The organism is Methanogenium organophilum, from assembly GCF_026684035.1.
GTDB classification, from domain to species: Archaea; Halobacteriota; Methanomicrobia; order Methanomicrobiales; family Methanomicrobiaceae; genus Methanogenium; species Methanogenium organophilum.
Map to the genome: position 1 here is coordinate 2,619,425 of NZ_CP113361.1, position 17,620 is coordinate 2,637,044.

General features: G+C 46.6%; 21 protein-coding genes and 1 tRNA gene. 5 read left to right on the plus strand and 17 right to left on the minus strand.

Annotated elements, in window-relative coordinates; all coding sequences use genetic code 11:
- Positions 1 to 15: 15 nt before the first annotated feature.
- The 14 genes from OU421_RS12815 to OU421_RS12880 all read right to left on the minus strand — a co-directional run bounded on the left by OU421_RS12815 (position 16) and on the right by OU421_RS12880 (position 8,182).
- Positions 16 to 204 carry a DNA-directed RNA polymerase subunit N gene (locus tag OU421_RS12815; RefSeq protein ID WP_268186496.1) on the minus strand — a complete coding sequence of 63 codons (189 nt, stop codon included), beginning with the start codon at positions 202 to 204 and terminating at the stop codon, positions 16 to 18.
- A gap of 30 nt (positions 205 to 234) precedes the next feature.
- Entirely contained in the window at positions 235 to 636 is a 402-nt protein-coding gene (locus OU421_RS12820) for a 30S ribosomal protein S9 (RefSeq protein ID WP_268186497.1), read from the minus strand.
- 13 nt (positions 637 to 649) lie between these two features.
- Positions 650 to 1,072: a 50S ribosomal protein L13 gene (locus tag OU421_RS12825; RefSeq protein ID WP_268186499.1), complete on the minus strand. Its 423-nt coding sequence runs from the start codon at positions 1,070 to 1,072 to the stop codon at positions 650 to 652.
- 4 nt (positions 1,073 to 1,076) lie between these two features.
- Entirely contained in the window at positions 1,077 to 1,442 is a 366-nt protein-coding gene (locus tag OU421_RS12830) for a 50S ribosomal protein L18e (protein WP_268186500.1), read from the minus strand.
- Positions 1,435 to 2,271 (minus strand): DNA-directed RNA polymerase subunit D, encoded by an 837-nt coding sequence (locus tag OU421_RS12835; RefSeq protein ID WP_268186501.1) that lies wholly within the window; start codon positions 2,269 to 2,271, stop codon positions 1,435 to 1,437. The genes OU421_RS12830 and OU421_RS12835 overlap by 8 nt, the downstream gene beginning before the upstream one ends.
- A gap of 3 nt (positions 2,272 to 2,274) precedes the next feature.
- On the minus strand, positions 2,275 to 2,670 hold the full coding sequence (locus tag OU421_RS12840) for a 30S ribosomal protein S11 (protein ID WP_268186503.1): 396 nt from the start codon (positions 2,668 to 2,670) through the stop codon (positions 2,275 to 2,277).
- On the minus strand, positions 2,670 to 3,218 hold the full coding sequence (locus OU421_RS12845; protein WP_268186504.1) for a 30S ribosomal protein S4: 549 nt from the start codon (positions 3,216 to 3,218) through the stop codon (positions 2,670 to 2,672). Before OU421_RS12845 ends, OU421_RS12840 begins: the two co-directional genes overlap by 1 nt.
- Positions 3,219 to 3,228: 10 nt before the next feature.
- Positions 3,229 to 3,678 carry a 30S ribosomal protein S13 gene (locus tag OU421_RS12850; RefSeq protein ID WP_268186505.1) on the minus strand — a complete coding sequence of 150 codons (450 nt, stop codon included), beginning with the start codon at positions 3,676 to 3,678 and terminating at the stop codon, positions 3,229 to 3,231.
- 35 nt (positions 3,679 to 3,713) lie between these two features.
- A tRNA-Ser gene (locus OU421_RS12855) sits at positions 3,714 to 3,797 on the minus strand.
- A 91-nt stretch (positions 3,798 to 3,888) separates the two neighbouring features.
- The gene (locus tag OU421_RS12860) at positions 3,889 to 4,875 is read right to left on the minus strand and encodes a deoxyhypusine synthase (protein WP_268186506.1); all 987 of its coding nucleotides are present in this window, start codon (positions 4,873 to 4,875) and stop codon (positions 3,889 to 3,891) included.
- A 57-nt stretch (positions 4,876 to 4,932) separates the two neighbouring features.
- A complete protein-coding gene (locus tag OU421_RS12865) occupies positions 4,933 to 5,709 on the minus strand; it encodes a CBS domain-containing protein (protein WP_268186507.1) in 777 nt (258 codons plus the stop codon).
- 199 nt (positions 5,710 to 5,908) lie between these two features.
- Positions 5,909 to 6,793, minus strand: a complete 885-nt coding sequence (locus OU421_RS12870; protein ID WP_268186508.1) for a CBS domain-containing protein — start codon at positions 6,791 to 6,793, stop codon at positions 5,909 to 5,911.
- A 25-nt stretch (positions 6,794 to 6,818) separates the two neighbouring features.
- The gene (locus OU421_RS12875) at positions 6,819 to 7,619 is read right to left on the minus strand and encodes a CBS domain-containing protein (RefSeq protein WP_268186509.1); all 801 of its coding nucleotides are present in this window, start codon (positions 7,617 to 7,619) and stop codon (positions 6,819 to 6,821) included.
- Positions 7,616 to 8,182: a CBS domain-containing protein gene (locus OU421_RS12880; RefSeq protein ID WP_268186510.1), complete on the minus strand. Its 567-nt coding sequence runs from the start codon at positions 8,180 to 8,182 to the stop codon at positions 7,616 to 7,618. Before OU421_RS12880 ends, OU421_RS12875 begins: the two co-directional genes overlap by 4 nt.
- Positions 8,183 to 8,380: 198 nt before the next feature.
- Between OU421_RS12880 and OU421_RS12885 the strand changes: the two genes are divergently transcribed.
- The 3 genes from OU421_RS12885 to OU421_RS12895 are packed head-to-tail and all read left to right on the plus strand — an operon-like array spanning position 8,381 to position 9,829.
- Positions 8,381 to 9,022: an Era-like GTP-binding protein gene (locus tag OU421_RS12885; protein WP_268186511.1), complete on the plus strand. Its 642-nt coding sequence runs from the start codon at positions 8,381 to 8,383 to the stop codon at positions 9,020 to 9,022.
- A gap of 6 nt (positions 9,023 to 9,028) precedes the next feature.
- Positions 9,029 to 9,403 carry a DUF2073 domain-containing protein gene (locus OU421_RS12890; protein WP_268186512.1) on the plus strand — a complete coding sequence of 125 codons (375 nt, stop codon included), beginning with the start codon at positions 9,029 to 9,031 and terminating at the stop codon, positions 9,401 to 9,403.
- 6 nt (positions 9,404 to 9,409) lie between these two features.
- Positions 9,410 to 9,829, plus strand: coding sequence for a Zn-ribbon domain-containing protein (locus tag OU421_RS12895; RefSeq protein WP_268186513.1), 420 nt, complete (start codon positions 9,410 to 9,412; stop codon positions 9,827 to 9,829).
- A 284-nt stretch (positions 9,830 to 10,113) separates the two neighbouring features.
- On the opposite strand, the gene OU421_RS12900 is transcribed toward OU421_RS12895, so the two are convergent.
- Genes OU421_RS12900 through OU421_RS12910 form a run of 3 tightly spaced genes read right to left on the minus strand, consistent with a single transcriptional unit; the run spans position 10,114 to position 14,971 of the window.
- Positions 10,114 to 12,927 (minus strand): PKD domain-containing protein, encoded by a 2,814-nt coding sequence (locus tag OU421_RS12900; RefSeq protein WP_268186514.1) that lies wholly within the window; start codon positions 12,925 to 12,927, stop codon positions 10,114 to 10,116.
- A gap of 14 nt (positions 12,928 to 12,941) precedes the next feature.
- On the minus strand, positions 12,942 to 14,024 hold the full coding sequence (locus OU421_RS12905; RefSeq protein ID WP_268186515.1) for a type IV pilin N-terminal domain-containing protein: 1,083 nt from the start codon (positions 14,022 to 14,024) through the stop codon (positions 12,942 to 12,944).
- An 11-nt stretch (positions 14,025 to 14,035) separates the two neighbouring features.
- Complete coding sequence (locus OU421_RS12910) at positions 14,036 to 14,971, minus strand: hypothetical protein (protein WP_268186516.1); 936 nt, start codon at positions 14,969 to 14,971, stop codon at positions 14,036 to 14,038.
- A 115-nt stretch (positions 14,972 to 15,086) separates the two neighbouring features.
- Between OU421_RS12910 and lysS the strand changes: the two genes are divergently transcribed.
- Both lysS and OU421_RS12920 read left to right on the plus strand, forming a co-directional pair.
- On the plus strand, positions 15,087 to 16,625 hold the full coding sequence (gene lysS, locus OU421_RS12915) for a lysine--tRNA ligase (RefSeq protein WP_268186517.1): 1,539 nt from the start codon (positions 15,087 to 15,089) through the stop codon (positions 16,623 to 16,625).
- Positions 16,612 to 17,580, plus strand: coding sequence for a radical SAM protein (locus OU421_RS12920; RefSeq protein ID WP_268186518.1), 969 nt, complete (start codon positions 16,612 to 16,614; stop codon positions 17,578 to 17,580). The genes lysS and OU421_RS12920 overlap by 14 nt, the downstream gene beginning before the upstream one ends.
- The last annotated feature ends 40 nt before the right edge of the window (positions 17,581 to 17,620 follow it).

Consider the following 17,620-nt stretch of genomic DNA (forward strand, 5'->3'; position numbering starts at 1 on the left):
GCATGGTAAATTCTCTCATTGATACGGATTGAGATCATCAATAATCTCTTTGTGTGCCAGAAGCATACGCCTACAACAGTAGCGCGAAAGTCCGAGATCGTCGAGGATCTCTTTAGGATCCTCGCCTGCACTCTGCCTCTGCCTGAACTCTTCCCAGGCTGTCGAAATGACTTTCCCACAGGTAAAACATCTGATTGGAATCATGCAAATGATCTCTATATCTATTGATGTTATCTAACGATAAGACTTTTGGAATTTCGCACGTGCACCACGGCCATGCGGTTTCTTTGCTTCTTTCTGACGTGAGTCATTCACCAGGAGAGTACGGTCATACACAAGGTACGTGTCCTTAATCTTCGGGTCATTACTCCACGTCACAATACCACGGGCCAGAGCTGTCCTTGCTGCTTCAGCCTGTCCCATAAATCCGCCGCCCCTGACATCAATGGATACATCGACATCATCAAGAACACCCGGAACAAGGAGAAGTGGCTCAGAAATTTTCATTCTGAGCATCTCAGTGCCGTATATCTCAAGGGGTACAGAATTAATGCGTACACGCCCGTTCCCTTCGCGAAGGGTTGCACGTGCAATTGCAGTTTTCCGCTTTCCACTCGTATTAATTACTTTCGTCATCTGATCTCACCACTCAGAATTTTGCTCCAAGTATCTTGCTGATCTCACCGAGAGTTACAAATTTCGGGGTTGAAAGTCCGTCAATATGTGCCTCATCAAGTATCTCAAGTTCAGCTCCTTCAAACTCCTCAGGGATACCTACATGTACCATCACGCGACGAAGTGCCTCTGCACCGCGTTTGCGCTTATATGGAACCATCCCACGAATAGTACGCTTAAGGATATGGTCAGGGCGCCGTGGATAGAATGGACCACCCTCACGGGAACCACGCTTTCTCTTGTGATCATAATCAGCCAGAATACGGGCTTTTCCTCCGGAAACCACACACTGTTCTGCATTTACAATGGCAATTTCCTCTCCTTCAAGAGACCGTTTTGCAACAATACTGGCAAGCCGTCCCAGGCGAAGTCCTGTTGCATCAATAATTGTAACCATGCCTTCACCTCAGAATACGTACCTTTTTGCCTTCCGGATTCTGCCTGACAAGTTCTTCAATTGTCATACAAACTCCATCAGCTCCAATGATCTTTTCCTCTGCCACTCCACTGAATTTTATTGCAGCAACAGATACCTTCTGGCTCAACACACCGCTCCCAAGAACTTTTCCGGGAACAAGAACGGTATCGCCATCCTGTGCATACCTGTTTATTTTGCTGATATTAACTTCAGCGTAGTTATTGCTGGGTGATTCCAGCCGCTTTGCAATCTCGCGCCAGACATTTGCATCATTTGCCCGGGATGTCTCTTTTAATATAGATATTAGGGCAGAATAACGCGGATTTGTCTTCATGATTGTTTTAGTCATTTACATTCCCTCCGGATATGTCACACAGAACATCCACCAGGCTGTCAGATTTCGTCTGAATTTCTTCTGCAGCACGTTCAAGAATCTTTCGAACCGGAATTGAGCCATCACTCTCAACGACAAAGATGAACACATCATCCACTGTCTTCACAGAGATTGCAGGGCTATCCCAGGTATCTGCATTTGCAATACAGATTCTTTCACAAAGCTTGCAGAGTGAGCAGTCCTCAATTTTTCCTTCAACGACTGCTGCGCTGTTTCCCTTTATTTCAAGCACATTTCGCGGACATTCATCCACACACATGCCACAACCATCACACTTGTTGTCAAATTCAATATGCGGATATGCTTTATATCCACAGGCAAGTGTTGGTTGCCATTTCGCATGATCAGTACCCCGTCCAAGCACAGCGCGGGCTTCCAGAACAATCTTCTGGTCTTTTTCAAGTTTTACCAGAGGAATATTCTCCTCAACCGGTGCAGCCAATGGATTCTGGGGAATCAAATCACGGGAGTACACGACCTTCGGCCCTTCCACACTCAGCGTATAAACAGATGTGCATGCCGAACATCCCTCACCGCCGCAGGTACAGTCCTTTGTGAATACATATTCATCAAGATCTGTCCTTAGGGGAATCAGCCCCAGGCGGTGAGCAAGCATCTCATCGAAAAGTGCGCTATTATTGTCATATATAAGCACATCTTCGATGGCCAGTGTCGGAACCTCCCCGATCATTGTCCTTCTGATTGCATTAACAAATGCAGACGAAAAGCCTGAAATGACAAAACGGGCGACGTTATCATCAAACCTGCTGAATGAAATCTGCATCAGTCAGACTCTCCTGCCCCTTCTTCCACCTTTTGCACGAATGCTGTCATGGGGCACAGGGGTAACATCCTCAATACGTCCGATACGCATACCTGCACGTGCAAGTGCGCGAATTGCTGCCTGGGCACCGGGGCCCGGACTGCGCTGCTTGCCACGGCCAGGTGCACGAACCTTTACATGCACGCCAACGATGCCTTTCTCCCTTGCCTGCTGTGCAACGTTTGTTGCCATCTGCATTGCGGCATATGGTGAACTTTCATTCCTTGCCTGCTTTACAACCATACCGCCACTGGACTTTGTTACGGTCTCAGCGCCGGACAAGTCAGTTACAGTAATAACGGTGTTATTGAATGAAGCATAGATGTGTGCGACGCCCCATTTCTCCTCAGGTGCTGCCATTACTGTCGTCCTCCTTTAATAATACGCTCGCGCTCAGGATGAACATCATTCGTTAAGGGAGACGGACCATAGTATGAAATACCACTGTCTTCACCACGCTTAACGTGATAACTGGGGATAGTAATCTTTCTGCCACCAACTGCAATATGCCCGTGAGTGATAAACTGACGTGCCTGCTTGGGTGAGCGTGCAAGACCCTGCCGGTAAACCATCGTCTGAAGACGGCGTTCAAGAGGATTCTCGGCTTTCATTGCAAGAACATCACTGATACCTGCATTTTCACCAAGTAACCCAAACCGGAACAGATGGCCAAGAAGTTCTTCCTCTTTCCTTGCAATCAGTTCTTCATTTGTTGATGCAGATTTCAATGCAAGAAGTTCACGTGCAGCACGACGATAATTTCTGAGAGTACTGCGCGTCTTCCAGAGCTCACGCTTGTTCCGAAGACCATATTCAATAACCAGCCGGTTTTCTTCTTCAATACGACTCTTCTCAAAGCGCCGTTTTGGAGTTTCATATGTTTTGTGGTTCTTTCCTGGATAACCCATACCAAAAACCTCAGACCTTCTTCCTTCTCACACCAACGGTGGTGCCAGTACGACCTGTCGATTTCGTGCGCTGTCCACGCACTTTCTGGCCGGTTTCGTGACGAATACCCCGGTAACTGCGAATCTTACGCATCCGGTTAACATCGTCCTCTATTGCCATTCTTAAGTCCTGACCGAGAAGCTGTTTTGGCTCTCCGGTATAGACATCTTTCTGCCTGTTAAGCATCCAGGTTGGCACATGATCCTTGTAGCTCGCGACAACTGCGCGAATACGGTCCACCGGTTCTTCTTCGAGAAGACCCAGTGTTGCCCGCGGGTCAACATCTGCAAGTTTTGAAATCACAGATGATGTATGCATACCGATACCCGGAAGTCCGGTTAATGCAATCAGAACCGCTTTAGTACCGTCAAGGTCAGTGTTCTCAATCCTGACGAAGTAGTTGATCTCTTGTTCTTCCATTCAGTCAGCCTCACATTGAGATATACTCTATAAAGCGTTGAGGGAGGGATTTGAACCCTCGAGTCCCGAAGGACACGGGGTTAGCAACCCCGCGCCATGCCTGGCTTGGCTACCTCAACAGAGATAATCTCGCATCATTACGACACTCGCAACATGAACAATCATTGTTGCTCCATGAATGTTACCTTACTGTATGGGAGAAGATGAGTATTAATAGTTGTGGTATTGAAATGACACGCGCTCCGCCTTTCTTTCCAGATTCAAAGAATTAAGTCCGGAAACGATAATTGGAAGCGCAATTGTCGCATCACAAAACACCTGTACATGTGTAGAATCAACCGATTCTTTTCCCCAGCTTACAGCCTCTTCAAACGTGCACCCGGAAAGACCACCCCAGTGAGGTGCATCAGTAGTATATTGGATAGCGTATGCATGCCCCCCACAGTCTTTCTCATGAATAGAAGCAATGACCTGTGTCTGCTGAATAAAATTCTTTGGCACACCACCACCAACATATATAACACCGGTTTTTTTCGACTGTTCCACAATCTGTGTGATCTCATCAGCATCCCGTAACTGATCTATCGTTATATCAGCACCATCCCGCCGCGCCATTACAAGAGCAATTCCTATGGAAGAGTCCGACAATGCAGGAATAAATATTGGAACGCCTGCATTTTTACATGCAGACACCAGAGATGTTCCCGAAGGCCACTCGCCCTGCAAATAGTCTGCCATCTTTTCAATGAAGTCACGCGACGAACCGGAATAGGGAGAAAGAGAAGCGGCATATTCTGCGATTAACCGGTCAACACCCCGAAATTCACCCTCATACGCAAAAACATCATATATTCTGTCGATCCCTTTCTCAAATAATTCAGAATCATCCACATGATGATGCCCGCGATAATGACGTACACCCTGATGTTCGCACATATCATGAAAAACATTCGCACCGGTTGAGACAATTACATCCACATACCCGCGCCGAACAAGTTCAGTCAGACATGCCTGCATCCCCGCAGGTATCATTGCACCGGACAACCCCAGAAAAATCGTGCAATCCGGATCCTCAATCATTTTTTTCCAAACATTCAGGGATTCTCCCAGTCGTCCTCCCTGAAATCCACCATGTCCCATGCCCGCAAGCAGCCTGTCAACTTCGCGCACAGGGAGTACAGGGGTGATCGGTTTCATAATACCAACAATTGATTGTCAAATAAGAATATAAGACCATCCGGAAAAAAGGTGAGATTATAATGCAATAAGCATTGAATCCTTGGAGATAATTCCACTGAGTTTTCCGTCTTTAGTAACCGGAACTGAACTAATTCCCTTGTTTACAATCATTTCAACAAACTCGGAAACCGCAGCACTTTCATCAAGGGAAAGAGCCGGTGCAGTCATAATGTCGCCGACAAAGAGATTTTTTATCTGATTGTCCTGATGTTTCCCATCAACATGGGTTCTGAAATCACGCATCGCCCGTGCCACATCGGTTTCTGTGACAATTCCGGCAATCGCACCATCATCCATAACGACAAATTTCGTCACGTTCTCATCAAGCATGCGCCTGCGAAGATGGATGACCCGCTCGTCCTGACCAATTACAGGCGCTTTTTGTATCAGATTCTCAGTTGTAGTATCCGGCACCATCGCCTTAAGGAGGTCGGTTGCATCCACCTTTCCAATGAGTTTGTGCTCGCTGTCAAGCACAACTACTACTTTATATTCCTGGAGAAGCGGAATTAGTATATCTGCCTCTTCATCGCCATAGACTGATGTGAAATTCTCATCAGTTGTGTTTGCCACGCGAATCTTTGTAGGTGGCAGAGTGGATGTTTTTTTGCTGCCAAGTGTTTCTGCAATAGCTGCACGGGAAATCGTTCCCATCACTGATCCATTATTCGTAACGATCAGAGGATCTACACCATCTGCAAGCATTTTGTCAAGCGCTTCTGTTATTGGAGCAGATTTTGCAACGGTAATTGACTTGGACATCACATCTTTGACAAATATTTCCTGACTCATTTTGCCACTTCCTGGATACATATATCTATTCAGAATCCTGCGCATCATCACAGGATTAAAGGCTCATTATTCACTGACCGATCCATCAGGCATCCTTCTTGTTCCACAGAGGAAGGATGCCGGAAACCACAAATGCCAATTGATTCATTTTGGCACCAATCTTTATGTATCCTTGCTTTTTCCCAATATGAAGCAGAATTTATAGCTCATTCTGAAGGGCACGCACCAGATCATACTCGGTAATAATACCAACCAGTCGCGAATCCTCGATAACAGGCAGAGCGCCTACACCCTTTGAAAGCATAAAGCGTGCCGCATCACCGACATTTTCCAGCGGAGATGTTGTCAGTAGATCTCCTTTCATCAGAGACCGTACCGAAATGCCAAGAACATCATCTGTTGAACCCGTGGTGATATTTTCAAAGATGGTCCCGTCCCCGACATACTTCATGATGTCCATTGCCGTCACAATGCCAAAGAGCACATCATTGCTTACTACCGGCAGCCGCCTGAAATTCCTTCGCGTCATCTCCCTTCCGGCCCCCTGAATGGTTTCATCGGGACTAATGACACGAAGCGACGTGGTCATTACATCCTCAACAAGACTTTTACTCTTGTATGAAGTGAGCACCTGCAGCACATCGCGCTCAGTAATTATTCCCATCAACAGGTCATTATTGTCGACAATAGGAAGCCCGCCGGTTTTTGTCATAACAATTCTGTCAACAACGTCCGGAAGCTCATCAGAGGGATGAACAGTTTCAAGATCTGTGGACATTATTTCTTTTACGGGTTCATTGATGGCAGAAAGTATCTGTCCCTGGTGCTTTACGGTTACAAGGTTAAATTTTGAGCCGCCACCCATCAGATCCACAACATCACTTGCCGTAATAAGACCACGCAGCCTTCCCGTACCGGCATCAGTCACCGGCAATCTGCGAAACCCTTTCGAACACATGGCAACAACTGCCCGATAGATCTGCATTGTCTGGGGGACGGAATACACATCGCTCGTTCCTATAGCCAGAATTTCAGACGGGTGTTCCGGTTTATTCGTGGAAAATTCTACAGGCCGTCCATTCATTTTTCCAGGATTTGTCCTTATTTCATCAGCTGGTTTCGTATTCTTCATATTTCTGTGCATGTACGACTCCTGGTAATTCGAGAGCATTTAGAATATCCTGGCGTGATACAATACCGACAATCTTCCCATCCGATTCAATCACCGGAAGACGACTGACATCATGCTGTATCATTGCCCGTGCTGCATCCCCTATTGAATCATTCCTGAAAGTAATAATGGCAGGGGTAACCATGACATACTCAACCGGTGTTTTATGCTTTGCTTCAATTGATCGGCGTATGTGCCCATGCATGATTAGATCCGTCCGGGATATCATGCCGAGAATACAATTACCCTCTTCAACCGGAAGTGCATCATAGCCACTTTCAGTAATTACTGAATAGACGGCATGCAACGGATCATCCCGATTGCAGGTCACTACAGGTTCAATCATATATTCACTTACCAGTCCGGTGGGATTTTGTCGGGACATAATAACCGGAAAGAGTGCAGAAAGCTGCACTGCTCCCAGCAATTCTCCAGAATGCGAGCATACTGCCACGCTATCGGTCTGCGCGTTTTTTATTTGTGCAAGGGCATTTTCTACGGAATCTTCAGAATACACAAAAGGCGCATCACGAAGAAATGTCTGGATCTCCAGATTTGACTTTGTGTCATTAACAAGAATCACATCCGAAATATCAATATATCCGACCAGACGTCCATTTCTATCCCGGATAAACATCTCTCTGAATGAATCCTCCCTAAGATATTTTCTTGCCTTTGTAACCAGATCATCCGGATACAACACTGGAATTTCTCGTATCAGGTCGAGTGCGACCATCATAACGGTTCATCCTCTCCTCGGCAGGTTGGACAGATCATATTTCCGTCAACATTCACCAGGTCGTCTGACATACAGCCACATTCATCGCAAATGCCATCCACAAGCTCATCATAACGGTTTATTTCAATGAGATTGGACATAATCCCGTTCATTTCATTGGATACTGCCAGAATATCGCGTACGGTAACGATACCAACAACCCGGGAATTCTCAACAACGGGAATTCTCCTGACTTTATTCTTCATCATTATGTTGGCAGCATCCTCTATGGTTTTATCAAGGCCAATGGTGATCAGCGGTGTGCTCATGACTTCATGAACAAACACATCACCCGGCACTCTGTTTTTTGCAACAACCTTGCAATTGATATCCTGTTCTGTGACAATACCGACAGGTGCGTTTTTTTTCAGCACAATACAACTGCCGACTTCGTCACGGCACATTTTCTCAGCGGCATGTGCTACCGTTGATCCCGAGTCTATTGTCGTGGGACGAAACCTGATCACTTCTTTCAGAAGGATACGGGTTTCAAACCGCATTTGGTTCATCCTGTTATCACTCACTCAGATCACCAGTTTTTCTGCATCAAAAAAATGAAGCAGAGGTGGTATACTGGGCTATTATGCCGTATTCGTATAAAAGAATAGTGAACATGCACACGAATATGCCAATTTCTTTAGATTTTCCTGATGCAAGAATAAATCTATATTATTAGGGAGGCAGATATCTGATTACGAATATTCTGCTTTCAGGAGGGACTCATGAATCTTTTTATACGAACGAAAAAAAGACTATCAAAATTTCTAAATGCATTTTTCAAGAAGCGTCAATCACGAATCGGCATATACGGACCACCAAACGCCGGAAAAACCACACTCTCAAACCGAATTGTGAGAGACTGGACAGGGGATGCGTTGGGCCCTGTCAGCGAAATCCCTCATGAAACCAGACGTGCCCGCCGCAAAGAGGGAATTACCATATCAAACCAGAATGGAAATACGGTAACAATTGATATTGTGGACACACCCGGTGTAACAACAAAAATTGATTATCAGGAATTCATTGAGTACGGGATGGAAAAAGATGACGCAGTAAAGCGTGCCCGCGAAGCTACCGAAGGGGTTGCTGAAGCAATGCACTGGCTTCGTGAGGATATTGACGGTGTCATCTATATGCTAGACGCGACACTCGACCCGTTTACCCAGGTAAATATCATGCTGGTTGGTATCATTGAAAGCAGAGATTTGCCGGTAATTATCGTCGCAAATAAAATAGATCTGCCTGATGCATCAGCATCTGCAATCCGCAAGGCGTTCCCCCAGCACCCTGTGATTCCGGTATCGGGTCTTGAAGGAAACAACATGGAAGAGCTCTATGAAAAGATGCTCGACTATTTCGGGTGATTCCAGATGATACAGGGAGTTCAGATAGACCTGATTTCTGCAGACAGGCTCGATAATATGACAACAATGGAGAAGATTCGTCTGATTCTTGATGATGTCATGGAAGGAAATATCGTCGTTCTGGAAAAGGGACTTACCCCGGATGAACAAAGCAGACTGATAGAAATTACCATGCTTGAAATAACACCAGACGGTTTTTCAGGAATTGAAATGGAAACATATTCTGCAAAGGACGCAGGTTCTTCCGGAGGAGGACTGTTCGGAAGACTTCTGGGGAAGAAGGGTCCGGGGACACGGATGACGGTTATCGGTCCTGCCAACCAGATGAAAACCATAAAGAAGGACAAAGACCTTATAAGCGCCTGGGTATCCTCAAGGTGAATAGAAATGGCACATAAGTGCACACAATGTGGACGGGAGTTTCAGGACGGATCAAATGTTATCCTCAAGGGATGTCCAAGCTGTGGCGGAAAAAAATTTCTGTATATTCGCCCACAGGATATGCACAAGGATGTGCTTGAGGAAAAAAGCATAAAACAGATTGCAGAAGAGACAAAAGAGCAGTTTCTGGAGATAACAGACGATACAAAGAAGAAAGAACCTGCCGCCGCTCCACAAAATGTGGAGATGTATGACAGAATAGAAAGTATTACTGTCATTAATCCCGGCTCCTATGAACTCAATCTGGAGAAACTTGCGGAAAGCGATGAACTGGTTGTCAGGATGGGGAGCGATGACCGGTATATGGTTGACATTCACTCGATGGGGAAGACGATGAAATCGAAGACTAAAGGCAAAAATCGATAATATTTTCTTTTTTATACACGCTTTAACACCATCCTAAGAGATTCAGCAGTATTTTCCCGGATTCATGATCCGGATTACACCTCATAAATACGAAAGGGACTGGCTTCCGGCATTCCCGAGAGTATAAGGACAACCTTGTATGAATTCCGGGTTTGTGACAGATATCATGCTTATTGAGCCTAATACCAGAGATACAGAAATTGAAAGATAGCTCCGGAGTGGACATTCCTCCCTGCATCCGGATCCCGATAAAAAATGGCCATCTTTTGGTGAAATTTGAAAAATCAGAATGGATAATCAGCTGGATTGCTGATATACTGGTCCATATTTTTGAAGGTGACGGTCGTCCCGCCGCTCGTTACCAGGAAACCGTCCCGTGCGATAACCAGTCCTTCAAAGAATCCACCATTGAACTCCACCTTCCCGTTTGGTGCAAAGAGAACGCCGGTAACACCGCTCCCACCCAAGCCGGTCAACACAATATCACCATCTTTTGCAACGATGATCACGTCGTATGCAGGATCAACCCAACTGTTTGATGTATAGCTGTCTGCCGCAATTTTGAGATTACTTGCAAGTGCACCACTGGTCACATATCCCCGGGATGAATACCATTCATCGCTTTTCACCGGAGGCATGGTCACCGCGGGTATGGTAAAGCCTGGTACTGATTCAACCTTCTCACAGTGTTTGAGTATAGTCTTCCCAATTCCATCAGGATAGGTAAATGAACCAGTATAAAGGACAGTACCATCTTTCAGAACAGGCGTCCAGCCCAGTTCCAAATCCCCATCGACATATATCGTCCCATGAATTACTGGATCTTTCAGGTAACAGTTGCCATTGACATAGACATCTCCAAAAATATCTCTCGTTCCGTTATCCAGAATAAAGTCCCCATTCACATAAATAGAACCCGGAGATTCCTCAGATCCTAATGCTGCACTCCCTACATCCAGTGAGATTGTTCCATCCACATATATATTTGAAACAGCAAGAGAGGTTCCACCATTGAGGTCAGCCGTATTCAGTTCACTACCGGTGATATGAATCGTTGCTCCCGGTCCGGTGACGGTGTCTCCGGCAAAGGAGAGTTCCTGCCCGTATACAAAGACACCCTCATTCACAACATACTGCCCAAATGCGCTCACGCCCTCAGTTGCATTAATGTATGCCGTACGCTCAAGAGTATCCGTACCATACGCATTCGTCACCGTGAGGTTCACATCATACGTCCCGGCATCAGTATAGGTGTGCAGGGGATTCAGGTCCGAGGACGTTGTACCGTCACCAAAGCTCCAGAGATACGTGAAGGGTGTGGTCCCCGTCACGGTTGAAGTGAACTGCACAGCAAGCGGGACGTCGCCTGACACCGGCGTCCCAGTGAATGATACCACAGGTGCACCCCCGGAGGGTGGTGAGCATGCATCTGCAAGAGAAGATATCTCATCTGCCGAGAGCGCCGTTCCATAGAGATACAACTCATCCATCATTCCTTTGTAGAAGAAATTGGCCCAGTCATATTTCGTAACCATCTGCCTGCCAATACTGACTGGTTCCGTGTTTTCCTGAAGTGGTGTCCGCGTGACGCTGAAGGTACCCTCTTCCTGACCGTCGACATATACAGTTCCCGTTCCGCCATTAACCACGACCGCAATATGGAACCACTCGTCATAGGAAAGTGGCAGGCCAGTGACATCCGATATGGCCCCCTCTACATTCTCAGGGTCAAGTTCACCGTTTTCCTCGAACCGAAGAGCGTCAGTATCAACCTGGAAAAATACTTCATAATTATTCGAATATTTCCTATGCTGGTAATCATCGTAGCCTTTGCCGATGATCTGGGTATAGTTCCGATAGGAATCCGGGGCACCAGCATATTCCGGCACTTCCGGTTTCAGCCACCCGGCAAAGGTAAACGTATCATTAAAACTGAGGGTCACATCATTGGGGACGTTCACCCAGGTGGTCGTACCATCGAAGTACAAACCAGTACCGCAGGCACCTGCCCGGCGATCCGCCGCACCGCCCTCGATGATCCCGTCATTGCCATTACCTGATGAATCAACCGCAGTGCTTCCGGACGCTTCATCAAACCGCCACCACGCAACAGGCAGGGGCAGGCCCGTCACCGTGATATAGCCATTCTTTGTTTCCGTCGTCAAGTATGCCGTGTTATTTACCGTAAGCGAGACAGTGTATACGCCGGGACTGGTATATGCATGCGATGGGTCTGTTTCATTAGAGGTGGTATTATCGCCAAAATCCCAGAGCCAGCCTGTAGGCGCACCGGTCGTGAGATCGGTGAAATTCACCGTCAGAGGCGCATCGCCGGAAAGTGGCGCGGCAGTAAAATCAGCTTCAAGCCCTTCGGTTACATGGATATATCCTGTTTTAATTGCCGTACCCGAACCGTCCGGGTTGAACGCTGTTAGCTGAACCGTGTACACGCCGGGCACCGCATAGTTATGCACCGGATTCTGTACCGATGACGTCCGCCCGTCTCCGAAACTCCACTTCCACGCGTTGGGATCATTGGACGATGTGTCCGTGAACCGAACCGTCAGAGGCACGAGGCCATTGGTTACGTTCGCAGAGAATGCCGCCACCGGTGTCAGGCCGGTCGGGGGAATCACCGTCACACTTGTTCCCACATCCCAGAGAAGCTCCCCTCCTCCGTTAGAATCGTAATAGACAATCTGGACCGACTCCGGCGGATCACTTCCTGCAATATCAAGATACAGCGACTCACCCGAACTCCACAGTTCCCATTCGGAACCATTTTCCGTGGTAAAATTAGCTGTGGCATCTCTTCCATCGACAATTATGCGTATCTCATTCTTCCGCAGCGTATCCCCTGCATCAAGATCAAGGACATACGTAGTATTGTCATCAATGATACTGGCATCAATCGCAACAGCAGGCACCACATACTCAGATGAGGAAGATAAAAGCATCATCAAAATAATTCCAAACGCAGCGACTAAGACGCCAATGAGAATGATCGATCCGATCATCTCGGATGAAGCGTCCTCACGATTTTCTGCCGGAGGAACAGACAGATCGTCTATTGTATTGAAAATACCAAGCCTTAGCATACCTACACCTACACTTACAGAAATTCCATATCTGCTTTGGCAAGAATTACTGCATTTGAGTCGTCATTTGAACTCCAGGTATTGATAACAAACATACCAGAGTCAGTCGGTTGGGCATTGTTTAGTATGGTAAGAACACCATTCTCCCCATGGGGATCAAGCATTCCATCAACATATAATTCATAAGTCTTGTTATCTTCACCAAGCCTAAAAGCCAGATTTGATTCCAAATCCCTATACTTTGGAATCCATGCGCTTTTTATTTCAACCTCCGAACCGGAGTTCACATCATAATCGTCAATCCGAACAAAAACTGTCTCAAAACGAAGTCCGAAGAAGGTATTACCAACTCCAGTGATACACATACGATTTCCGTTTTTTTCTTCACCTGTACGAATTGAAATTCGCTTACCATTAGCAAGGCTACCAACACTTTGGTCCGCAGGAATATTCATCGTTGAATTCTCGGAATCAATCGTGAAATTCAGATATCGATCCTGTATTGTCCCTGTCTTTTCCAGTGTACTGAAGGCGGCAATGATCTGAGAATCACTCAACACCGACTCCGCAACATACTCACCTGCCTCAGCGGGACTGGGAGTCGCAGGGACACCCCCTGGAGAAAGCGTTGGCAGGGGTGTGGACGTAATATCGGCCAATTGTGAACTGGTTCTCACATCGTCAACATATGACGGGCGAAGCAGAGTTCCCTGATTCTCAGGATAGGTAATCCGGACATGTTCAGCCAGAGGAGTCACACTATCGGCAGCAGTATATTCAATTATTTCACCAACGGACCATGGCCATTCACCGGGGCTCAGAATATCCAGTTCAGATGCAGCAACCGCATTTCCATCTATATATATCGTGAAGTCTTCCTGACCAAGAGAGTCACCCCCAACATTCTGGAAATAAATTGTGGTCCCGTTATTCGAGACAATAACATCCACCACCGGTACTTCCTCAGCGACTGGTTGTGAAAATAATAAGAGACCGACCAGCGTGACCCCTACAACTGTCAGACCAATAAGCAGGACTCCTGCTATTATTTCAGAAACTCCGTCATCATTCATCTGGTTTACCTTATGCCAGCTCATGGTTGCATTCCTCATTGAATATCTGTAGCAACAGTCTGGAGAGTCGTAGTGTAGTTGGTCCGGATGATATTGGCATACACACCGAGAGATGTTCCATTAACCTGTGCACCAATGACGTTTAACGACACTTTTTCATCACTAATTGTCAGCGGGTCATACCACTCAGAAGGAATCCCATACCGTGCGAGAGAATCCTCAAAAAGATTTTTCCACATCAACAATGTTTTGGGATTATCAGAACCAACGGTAATGGTAACATTGGTAATACCAACGTAGTCAGGAGATTCAATAATCCCACCATTATTCAGGTTTGTTTCGACCCGTACCGGACCTGTACCGCTGATTAGCTCCCCACCGTTTAACCGGATTATTGTGAAATCTACTTTGGCAGTATATCCTTCATCCGTACCGTATCGTGCAATGGTAAGTGGCGGCATCACCCTGACAGTCGAACCTGAATTTTGTTCTAAAAAGACCCCTCCCAGCTGATAGTAATAATTCTGATCAATCCAGTAATAATTATTTGACTGATATTCCAATGCACCCGGATTAAAATCAGCAAGGGTCCTCACACCATCGATATTGGAACCCACAGTAACAGTAATCGTCTCATTGCGCTGATTCACTCCGACAGAGCCACCGGACGATATCGGTGTCAGGAACCCGATGTTACCAAACCCTCCCTGACTGTACCCACCCCCGGTTCCCATGTCAAGGGTGGTACTGAGCATTGTCCCTTCCCGTTCATTCACCCAGAGGGAATCCAGTGAAATCTTATATGCAGTAAACGTATTTTTGATCTCATTCATGTGGTCAATCTCCGTGTCCCGTCCCTGCACCGGCACCGTATATGTCTGATAGACAGCGAGAAACACCACCAGCAGGCCAATCAGAAGAATAAATCCAATAACTTCTGAAAGCCCGTCTTCACTCTGGAAAGTCTTCATATGGCAAATATGTTGAGGTTTGCAGCCATACCCATAAATAACTGTATGTAATGAGAAACAAAAAAATTGGAAAATACCTATATATTGTTAATCTTGAAGCACCAAATAATACACAATGCAGCAACAGGAAGGAGCAACCCAGGAACGGATTCACTGGGCAGATGTCTGTGCAGCTCAGGTCGATCAGAATAAACCACACTATATTGCCACTGGGATCACCCCATCGGGACCAATCCACATCGGTAATATGCGGGAGGTTATGACCGGAGATCTGGTATACAAATCAATGGTTGAGCGGGGTCTAACAGCAGAGCTCATCTACATTGCGGATGATTTTGATCCATTGCGAAAAGTGTATCCATTTCTCCCGGAGTCATATGCTGACTATATTGGAATGCCTTTGTGTGACATCCCCTGTCCGTGTGGGAAACATGCAAATTATGCTGAGCATTTTCTGGAGCCATTTCTCCAGGCTCTTGAAGAGATGGATGTACACCCAACCATCGTACGATCCAGTGAACTGTACCGCTCAGGCAGATATACCGATGAAATTACAACGGTCCTTGCCCGTTCAGATGACATAAAAGAGATTCTTGAACGAGTGTCACGAAGAACACTTCCCGATTCATGGGTACCGTATTATCCTATCTGCAGCAAATGTGGCCAGATTGTGAATGCAGAGATCCTCTCCCACGACCCGGAGACAACATCGGTTGCATACCGGTGTCCCTGTGGAAACGAGGGAGTCTCCGACTATTCAAAGGGAGAAGGGAAACTGGTCTGGCGTGTAGACTGGCCAATGCGCTGGTACAACCTTGGCATCACCGTAGAACCATTCGGTAAAGATCATGCTGCAGCCGGTGGTTCATACGATACCGGCAAAGAAATTGTTGAAAAAATATTTGGGGGAAGTGCACCGTTCCCGGTCCAGTATGAATGGATCAGCCTTAAGGGAAAAGGAGCAATGGCTTCTTCAACGGGTGTCGCGATCTCCATCAACGAGATGCTCTCCATTGTCCCACCGGACGTGCTCCGCTATATGATTGTCCGTACACGACCAGAGCGGGCAATTAACTTTGATCCCGGAATGGGCCTCCTTTCGCTTATCGATGAATATGCCCGTCTTGCAGAAACGCATGACAGTCGCGAATATGAACTCTCCACGATATCCTCAGTCGCAACCGATATCCCATTCCGCCATCTGGTAACGGTTGTTCAGATCGCACAGGACAATGATACTATCTTTGACATCCTTGCCCGGAGCGGATATAATGTGGATAACAAAGAGGCAGTGCTTGCGCGTGCCGAACGCGCACGGATATGGACCCGGAAATATGCACCAGACATGGTTAAATTCACCGTCCAGACTGACCTGCCCCCCGAAGCATTCGCATTAACAGAAGATGACAGATATGCTCTCGGTGCTCTCCTTTCACATTATGTTGCGATGGACGAATGGAAGGCGGAAACAATCCACAATGCTGTGTATACTGTTGCAGAGGACACAGGAGTGAATGCAAAGAAAATATTTACGGCACTCTATCTTGCAATTCTTGGAAAGGAACGCGGACCCCGACTGGGATGGTTCCTTGAAGCACTTGGAGAAGAATTTGTTACCCAGAGAATTACTGATGCGGTGAATGCCGGTGCTTAGTACAGCCTGTAAACTCTGCCATGAAGGCGCAAAAATGGTACTGTTTATCACCGGACGGTGTAACAGGACATGTTGGTACTGCCCGATTTCATCTGAAAAGAAAGGGAAAGATACGGTCTATGCAAATGATCGTATCATACTCTCTGACGATGATATCCTCAAAGAGGCACGTTCAATGGGTGCACTGGGTGCCGGGGTAACGGGCGGAGAACCCCTTCTGGTTCCCGACCGGGTAAAGCATTACTGCAGTCTTCTGAAAAAAGAATATGGGAATGCATTCAATATTCACCTATATACCGGAATTGCTCCCAAAAAAGAGACTCTTGAAATTATCAAAGGCTGTGTGGACGAAATACGGTTTCACCCACCCGAAGAGTGCTGGGACCATTTTCTGGATACCCCCTTTATTGACTCAATTCAAACGGCCAGGGATCTCGGATTTGAAGTAACAATAGAAGTGCCGTCATTACCGGGACTCAATCACCTCATCCCCGCTGTTGACCTTGTAGACTGGTTCAATATTAATGAGCTGGAATGGAGCGAAACAAATGCAGAGGCGATGAGAGAGAAGCACCACTCACTTGAAGACTGTTACCACAATGCCGTCGGAGGTGCAGAGGAGTGGGCAACAGAGATTCTCAAAAATCCCAAAGTTCACTGGTGTTCTTCCAGCTTCAAGGATTCAGTACAACTCAGAAAACGGCTAATCCGTACCGCGGAAAACACTGCACGTGAATTTGAGGATGTCACCGATGACGGGACACTGATGTATGGCGTCTGGGAACATGGCGGACAGCCCCATGATATTGAAGATGATATGTGGGAGGAAAAGGACGGGAATATTGAAACTGCATGGTGGATTCTTGCAGAAAATCCCCAGAAGTATTCTGGTAAAAAGTACATTATCGAGCGATATCCCGGCGAAGGGATTATTGTAGAGGTGATTCCGCTTTGAGATTCAGAGAGATATTTAATCAATGCTATGAACGCCATCT